Annotated in this window: 4 protein-coding genes; 1 reads left to right on the forward strand and 3 read right to left on the reverse strand. The window is 55.2% G+C overall.

From position 1 onward, the window contains the following. Window positions 1-200: 200 nt before the first annotated feature. The 3 genes from WBV42_RS18490 to lrp form a co-directional block, all read right to left on the reverse strand. The gene (locus WBV42_RS18490; protein WP_423987334.1) at window positions 201-650 is read right to left on the reverse strand and encodes a DUF7344 domain-containing protein; all 450 of its coding nucleotides are present in this window, start codon (window positions 648-650) and stop codon (window positions 201-203) included. 64 nt (window positions 651-714) lie between these two features. Next, entirely contained in the window at window positions 715-1,374 is a 660-nt protein-coding gene (locus WBV42_RS18495; RefSeq protein ID WP_423987335.1) for a helix-turn-helix domain-containing protein, read from the reverse strand. A gap of 42 nt (window positions 1,375-1,416) precedes the next feature. Continuing rightward, entirely contained in the window at window positions 1,417-1,875 is a 459-nt protein-coding gene (gene lrp, locus WBV42_RS18500; RefSeq protein WP_066140578.1) for an HTH-type transcriptional regulator Lrp, read from the reverse strand. 124 nt (window positions 1,876-1,999) lie between these two features. Here lrp and WBV42_RS18505 point away from each other — a divergent pair. Further along, on the forward strand, window positions 2,000-2,903 hold a 904-nt coding region (locus tag WBV42_RS18505), incomplete at its 3' end, for a glutamine synthetase family protein (protein WP_423987336.1).

Below are 2,903 nucleotides of genomic sequence, written 5' to 3' on the forward strand. Positions count from 1 at the left end.
GGCTATGTAAGAGAGGTTTCGAAGAAACCTCGACTGTCGAACGGGCTGTGCCCGTGAGACAAATTCGGCCGAAGAACGAATTTCATAGCCCGTCAGGCTCTGCCTGACGGAGACTATGTGAGCGAGGTTCGGAACGAACCTCGCCCCATAGAAGCGACGACTGCCCATTCGACGGTCGAAACGAACTCCCGTTTCGAACGTTATTTTTCGCGCATCGATTCGTATCGTTCCGCCAGCACCAGGTACGGTTCGATGACTTCGATGCAATTTCCGAGCGTGACGAGATCGTCCTCGACTGTGACCATTCCCGAATCTTCGAGCTTTGGGAGATGGCTGTGATGTAACTGGGCAAAAATACGCCTGGCGTCGGTATCCGGGTGCTCGTCCGAAATTTTCTCCGAGAGGGCTGTTACTGTCAACGATGGGCCACTCTTGATGAGTTCTCGAAGCACGACTCGGCGTCGTGCACTCGCCAGTGTGGAGAAGATGACGGACGGTGCGGGCCTATCGACGTTGTCTAGTGAGGGCATCGGTGGAATATCGTGGAATTCGTAGTTACTGGTATCTCCCGTCGCTGGATATCTATGTACTAGAATGTATTCGCACGAATCGATCTGAACCTTGGCCTTATATTTCAGGCTTTTTATCACGCGCTTTCACCTCGTCACGAATCTCTTTTTTACTACAATAAATATATGTGTACTTTCCTCGATTCTATCGTGGTTTACCCTTTTCTCCGAGGACGGTGTTCTCGACGAGGCGTGATTGTGCCCGTCGCAAACGCTCCGAAACGGACTGTTTGCTGATGTCCAGCGTGGAACTCAGGTTCGTAAGGGTGGCGTCGCGAGGAACTTCGAAATACCCGGATTCGTAGGCGGCGACGAGGGCTTCGCGCTGTGGCTCGGTGAGGTGAAACGCCGTTTCGTTGTCGCCCGGCGTGTACAATCGCTTGAGGGAGAAATCGACGTGCTCTCGTCGGCAGAACTGTTGAAATTCGATCAGGGCGGATCGCTCCGGAAACCGGACCCGTCGCGTCCACGTCCCCGACGCGCCGTGACCCGCCATCGGAACCGCACCGAGTTCCTGATAGGTGGGATAGACGGGAAGGATCGACTCCCGTTCCAGTCGAAGCCGATAGAGTTTCCGAACGTCCATCTCTTCGACGATGGAGTACGACTCGATCGTCGGATCGGCGTGAAGGGAATCGTCGAACGTGTCGAAACTCCCTCCGGTTGCCCAAACGATGAGGAGCGCGGACCCCGCCGTGCTCGCCATCTGCTGTTCGAGTTCGACGGTCATTTCCGGAACTGCTTCGAGCGTCTCGGTAAGAACGAGGTCCGGAGCACGTATCGTAAACTCCGCGATGACGCTCATGACCGGTGGAACTCGCCCCGGGGTCTAAGTAGTATTGGTCGGTTACCGGGACTCGTCCAGTTTGAACTGTTCGTGCTCGCTCGCAGCGTTGAGCACGACGCTCGTGTTACTTTCTTTGATATCGGGGTCGATGAGCAGCTTCTTGATCTGTTCGTTCATTCCGTCCGTGTCGGTAAATTTGCCGATGGCGATGATATCATAGTCCCCGGTAACCTCGTACACACTTATCATCTGATCATGGTCTTGCAACCGTTCGGTCACTTCCGGCAGGGCGTTCCCCTCGACTTTCAGTTGGACGACTGCCGTCACATCGTATCCCAACTCGTCGTAATCGACGAGCGGAGAGTACCCTTGAATGACCCCCTGTTCTTCCAAGTGGGTCAAGTGATTCGAAATCGTCGTCACCGAGACGTCCAGTTCCTCCGCAAGGCTTCGGAGACTCGCTCGTCCGTCGCCGAGTAGTTCGTTTACGAGTTTCGCATCCAGATTTTCGTACGTCATTACACCAACCAACTCACTCCACCCATTAGAATTTAACGAATATCCAATTCTAGGTCCAAATCGTACAGTTGACCAACCGATACTGTTTTAATGGTGGATGTATTTGCATACGGTGTCTATAAAGATGACAGACGGAAATATTGCCACCGAAAAGGATACAGGGTTATCCGCTGAAGAACAGGAAGTTCTCGACGCAATCGAGACTGAAAACGTCGATTTTGTCCGTCTCCAGTTCACCGACATCACGGGGACAGTGAAAAACGTCAGTATCCCGGCCCACCAAGTCGAAAAGGCGTTCGAGGAGGGCATTTGGTTCGACGGGTCGTCCATCGAAGGATTCGTTCGCATTCAGGAGAGCGACATGCGTCTCGAACCCGACCCATCCACGTTTGCTGTCCTCCCGTGGCGCTCCAACGGTGACTCCGCAAGTGCACGTCTCATCTGTGATGTCGTCAACACCGACGGAACGCCGTTCGACGGCGGTCCACGCCAGGTTTTGAAGCGTGTCCTCGACCGTGCGGACGAGATGGGATATACCGTCAGCATCGGTCCCGAGCCCGAATTCTTCCTCTTTGACAAGGACGAGGACGGAAACGCGACCACCGTCCCGCACGACTCAGGCGGCTACTTCGACCTCGCACCCAAGGACATGGCGAGCGACGTCCGCCGAGAAATCATCTTCACGCTGGAGGAGATGGGCTTCGAAATCGAGGCCAGCCACCACGAAGTCGCCGACGGTCAGCACGAAATCAACTTCAAGTACGAGGACGCACTCGCTGCAGCGGACAACATCGCTACCTTCCGTGCTGTCGTCCGCGCCGTCGCGGAACAGAACGACATCCACGCGACGTTCATGCCCAAGCCGATCAGCGCTTTAAACGGCTCGGGTATGCACAGCCAAATCAGCCTCTTCGACGAGGACGGTAACGCGTTCGACGACCCCGACGACGAGTTCAACCTCTCCGAGACGGCCTACAAGTTCATGGGCGGCATCCTGAACCACGCCGAAGCGTTCACCGCCGTCACGA

This window comes from Haladaptatus sp. (assembly GCF_049589095.1).
Lineage (GTDB): Archaea > Halobacteriota > Halobacteria > Halobacteriales > Haladaptataceae > Haladaptatus.